Origin of the sequence: Rhodococcus sp. NPDC057014 (assembly GCF_042673295.1) — a bacterium.
Taxonomy (GTDB): domain Bacteria; phylum Actinomycetota; class Actinomycetes; order Mycobacteriales; family Mycobacteriaceae; genus Rhodococcus_F.
Genome location: NZ_JBHUSF010000490.1, coordinates 1 through 4,388, shown reverse-complemented (window position 1 = coordinate 4,388; position 4,388 = coordinate 1). Strand labels below are relative to the sequence as shown.

The 4,388-nt window shown below is 69.6% G+C and carries 4 protein-coding genes and 1 pseudogene; 4 read left to right on the top strand and 1 reads right to left on the bottom strand.

Features of this window, described 5'->3' with window-relative positions; genetic code table 11:
• Positions 1–39 precede the first annotated feature (39 nt).
• Complete coding sequence (locus ACFTZB_RS43485) at positions 40–378, bottom strand: oxidoreductase (RefSeq protein WP_378441877.1); 339 nt, start codon at positions 376–378, stop codon at positions 40–42.
• Between the two features lie 327 nt (positions 379–705).
• On the opposite strand from ACFTZB_RS43485, the gene sucB reads away from it, so the two are divergent.
• The 4 genes and pseudogenes from sucB to ACFTZB_RS43465 form a co-directional block, all read left to right on the top strand.
• Positions 706–2,445, top strand: a complete 1,740-nt coding sequence (gene sucB / locus ACFTZB_RS43480) for a 2-oxoglutarate dehydrogenase, E2 component, dihydrolipoamide succinyltransferase (RefSeq protein ID WP_378441875.1) — start codon at positions 706–708, stop codon at positions 2,443–2,445.
• A 92-nt stretch (positions 2,446–2,537) separates the two neighbouring features.
• Positions 2,538–3,428: a TIGR01777 family oxidoreductase gene (locus ACFTZB_RS43475; RefSeq protein WP_378441873.1), complete on the top strand. Its 891-nt coding sequence runs from the start codon at positions 2,538–2,540 to the stop codon at positions 3,426–3,428.
• 48 nt (positions 3,429–3,476) lie between these two features.
• Positions 3,477–4,253 carry a lipoyl(octanoyl) transferase LipB gene (gene lipB, locus ACFTZB_RS43470; RefSeq protein ID WP_378441871.1) on the top strand — a complete coding sequence of 259 codons (777 nt, stop codon included), beginning with the start codon at positions 3,477–3,479 and terminating at the stop codon, positions 4,251–4,253.
• Positions 4,237–4,388, top strand: a pseudogene (locus tag ACFTZB_RS43465) (lipoyl synthase); the annotation flags it as partial. The gene lipB and the pseudogene ACFTZB_RS43465, both read left to right, overlap by 17 nt.

Sequence of the window (4,388 nt, the reverse complement as noted above, 5' to 3'; positions counted from 1 at the left end):
TCCGTGGACTCGTCAACCACGCACGGGCGGCGAAGCCGCCTACAGGTCGCGTTCGCGCTCCCGCTTGCGCTCGATGCGCCGCCGGGCATCGTGGTCGCGCATCCGTTGTGGGTAACCGGTCTTGCGGACGTCGTACACCGGGATGCGGAGATCCTCCCCGAGTTTGCGGGCGCCGCGTTCGCCGCCCACCCGGCGCCGGGTCCACTCGCCGTCCGCCGCGACGAGCACAACCGTGACTTCGGTCACTGTCGTTCGGGGTTCCACGTACGCCTCCACACCGAGGTGGGTGCGAGTCCAGTTCGCGAGATGGGCGGCGTCCTCCGGGGACGCATGGGACCGGCCGGACCGAGGTCGCGAGAAACGATCGAACAACCCCACGTCGAGCCTCCTCGAGTGCGTACGCGAGGCGGTGCCCGCGATGTCCTCCAAGTTTGCCAGCGAACGTCCGGTTTCCGCCGCACACGAAAACTACCGGCCAGTAGGGATTACGCCGCAACACACCGGAGTCGCCGGGGGGTGCCCCTCGGCGGACGCGCCCGTCGGATCAATGGAAAGATGTGGAGCGCCGACACAGCGAGTGGGTGACGACGAATCGGAATTACCTGCAAGTAGACGCAAGACACGTGCATCTCGAGCACAATGGTTCACGACCACAAGTCGACAAAATTCAACAACCCGAACACAACTGTCGAGGAGTCAAAAGACATGGCCTTCTCCGTCCAGATGCCAGCGCTTGGTGAGAGTGTCACCGAGGGAACTGTCACGCGGTGGCTCAAGCAGGAAGGAGACACGGTCGAAGTTGACGAACCCTTGCTCGAAGTCTCCACGGACAAGGTGGACACGGAAATCCCGTCTCCCGTGGCCGGCGTTCTCAGCAAGATCGTTGCTCAGGAAGACGACACCGTCGAAATCGGTGGCGAGCTTGCCGTGATCGGCGACGCCGGTGAGGCCCCCGCCTCCGACTCCGCTCCCGCACCCGCCGCCGAAGAGCCCGCCGCAGAGCCGGCTCCCGCCGCGGAGGCACCGGCCGCAGAGCCCGCGCCCGCAGCGTCCGGCGGCGGTTCTGCCGAGGGCACCGCGGTGAACATGCCCGAACTGGGCGAGTCCGTCACCGAGGGAACCGTCACCCGCTGGCTCAAGGCCGTCGGCGACGAGGTCGCCGTGGACGAGCCGCTCGTCGAGGTGTCCACCGACAAGGTCGACACGGAGATCCCGTCGCCCGTTGCAGGCACCCTCCTCGAGATCAGCGCGGAAGAAGACGACACCGTCTCCGTCGGCGGTCAGCTCGCCGTCATCGGTTCGGGTGCGCCCGCCGCCAAGCCGGCCGCGGCACCGAAGCCCGAGCCCACCCCAGAGCCCGCGAAGCCCGTCCCGGCCCCGGAACCGGCGAAGCCCGAGCCCGCCAAGAGCGCACCGGCTCCGGCTGCCGCACCGGCAGCATCCGCACCTGCTCCCGCCGCCGCTGCACCCGCTCCCGCGGCCACGTCCGGCGACAGCACCCCGTACGTCACCCCCCTGGTGCGCAAGCTCGCCGCGGACAACGGCGTCGACCTGTCCTCGGTGACGGGCACCGGAGTCGGTGGCCGCATCCGTAAGCAGGACGTTCTCGCTGCCGCCGAGGCCAAGAAGGCACCGGCTGCCGCTGCGGCGCCTGCTGCCGCACGGCCTGCCGCCGCTGCTCCGGCAGCCGCTTCCGCCGGGGTCCGCCCCGAACTGGCGCACCTGCGCGGAACCACGCAGAAGGCCAACCGGATTCGCCAGATCACGGCCACGAAGACCCGGGAGTCGCTGCAGAGCACGGCGCAGCTCACCCAGACCTTCGAGGTCGACGTCACCAGGATCGCGGCCCTGCGCGCGCAGGCCAAGAACACCTTCCTCGAGCGCGAGGGCGTCAAGCTCACGTTCCTCCCGTTCTTCGCGAAGGCTGTCGTCGAAGCGCTGAAGTCGCACCCGAACATCAACGCCAGCTACGACGAGGCGAACAAGCAGATCACCTACTACGACGCCGAGCACCTGGGCATCGCGGTCGACACCGACCAGGGCCTGCTGTCCCCCGTGATCCACAACGCCGGCGACCTGTCGCTGGCCGGACTGGCCCGCGCCATCGCGGACATCGCCAAGCGCGCCCGTTCCGGTGGGCTCAAGCCGGACGAGCTGTCCGGCGGCACGTTCACGATCACGAACATCGGCAGCCAGGGCGCCCTGTTCGACACCCCGATCCTCGTGCCGCCGCAGGCCGCGATGCTCGGAACCGGTGCGATCGTCAAGCGTCCCGTGGTCGTGACCGATGAGTCCGGCAGTGAGAGCATCGGCGTCCGCTCGATGTGCTACCTGCCGCTCACCTACGATCACCGTCTCGTCGACGGTGCCGACGCCGGCCGCTTCCTGACCACGATCAAGCAGCGTCTGGAGCAGGGCGCGTTCGAGGCAGACCTCGGCCTCTGATCCGTCACCGGACTTCGAGCCGAACGTAGTTTCGCAGGGGCACCATTTCCAGCAGGGATGGTGCCCCTGCGCTGTGAAGGAGGCTGTTGCACATGCGCGTGGTCATCGCCGGATCCTCCGGGCTGATTGGCACCGCTCTCGTCTCGTCCCTCCGCGGCGACGGTCACGACGTCGTCCGCCTGGTCCGCCGGTCGTCGGCGGGTCCCGACGAGTCCCGCTGGGATCCGCAGAAGGGCCGGCTCGACACGGGGATCCTCGCGGACGCCGACGCGGTCGTGAATCTGTGCGGCGTCGGGATCGGCGACAAACGCTGGACCGGCGCATACAAGCAGCTGATCCGGGACAGCCGGATCGCGGCCACCGACGTCCTGGCCGAGGCCGTCGCCGAGTCCGGGGTGCCCGTGTTCGTGAATGCGAGCGCGGTCGGCTACTACGGCGACACCGGCGACCGCGTCGTCGACGAGACCTCGCCGGCCGGGACGGGTTTCCTCGCGGACACCTGCCGCGACTGGGAGGCGGCGACGGCCCCCGCCGACGACTCGGAGGTCCGGACGGTGCGGCTGCGCAGCGGCATCGTCCTGTCCCCCCACGGCGGCCTGCTCGGCCGGCTGAAGACCCTGTACTCGTTCGGGCTCGGCGGCCGGCTCGGGAACGGCCGCCAGTACCTGTCGTGGATCTCGTTGGAGGACGAGGTCGATGCGATCAAGTTCGTGCTCTCCCGCGACGACGTGGCCGGTCCCGTGAACGTGACCGGCCCGGCCCCCGTCACCAACGCGCAGTTCAACGGCGCGGTCGCGCGGACGATGCACCGCCCCGCCCCGTGGATCGTGCCCGGGTTCGCGCTCAGCGCGCTGGTGGGAGAGTTCGCGCAGGAGGGCATTCTGGCCGGGCAGCGCGCGATCCCGACGGTGCTCGAGGACGCGGGATTCCGGTTCCGGCACAACACCATCGGGGAAGCGCTCGACGCCGCCCTCGTGCGGTGAGCCCGGCTCGTGGCGGTGCTGCCACGGCCCCGGCGTAACCTCTAGCCCATGAGCAGCGCGACACAATCCGCCCGTTTCAGCCCCTCCCCGATCTCCGTCGAACACCTCGGCACGATCGGGTACGTCGACGCCTGGGACCGACAGCGCGAGCTGGCGGCGCGGCGCGCCGAGAACGTGGGCACCGACACGCTGCTTCTCCTCGAACACCCCGCCGTCTACACCGCGGGACGCCGCACCGAACCGGAGGACCGTCCCACCGACGGCACGCCCGTCATCGACGTCGACCGCGGCGGAAAGATCACCTGGCACGGCCCGGGACAGCTGGTGGGCTACCCCATCGTCAAGCTCGCCGAACCGGTCGACGTCGTGCGGTACGTCCGCAGGCTCGAGCAGGCGCTGATCTCCGTGTGCACCGACCTCGGCATCGTCTGCGGCCGGGTGGACGGCCGCTCCGGCGTGTGGCTGCCGGCGTCCCTCGACAATGGGCAGTGGCTACCCGAGCGGAAGGTCGCCGCGATCGGGGTGCGGGTGCAGCGCGGTGTCGCTCTGCACGGCTTCTCGCTCAACTGCAACTCCGTTCTGACGGGCTTCGACGCGATCATCCCGTGCGGCATCCGCGACGCCGGGGTGACGTCGCTGTCGCGGGAACTGGGCCGCGACGTCACGGTCGAGGAGGTCACACCGGCCGTGACCACCGCTGTCGTGGCCGCGTTGGACGGCGCCCTCCCGGTGACCGACCACGACATCGAACGGGTCACGTTCGACTCCGCCGCGGCCGGGACGGCATCCGCCGCGCCCACCTTCACTACTGTTCAGTACGGTTGACGACCGCTCCCCGGCCCGCCGCGCGCGTCGGGCCGGGCGTAGCATCGCTGTCGTGACTGTGGCCCCAGAAGGACGCAAATTGCTCCGCCTCGAGATCCGAAACGCGGAGACTCCGATCGAACGCAAACCGAACTG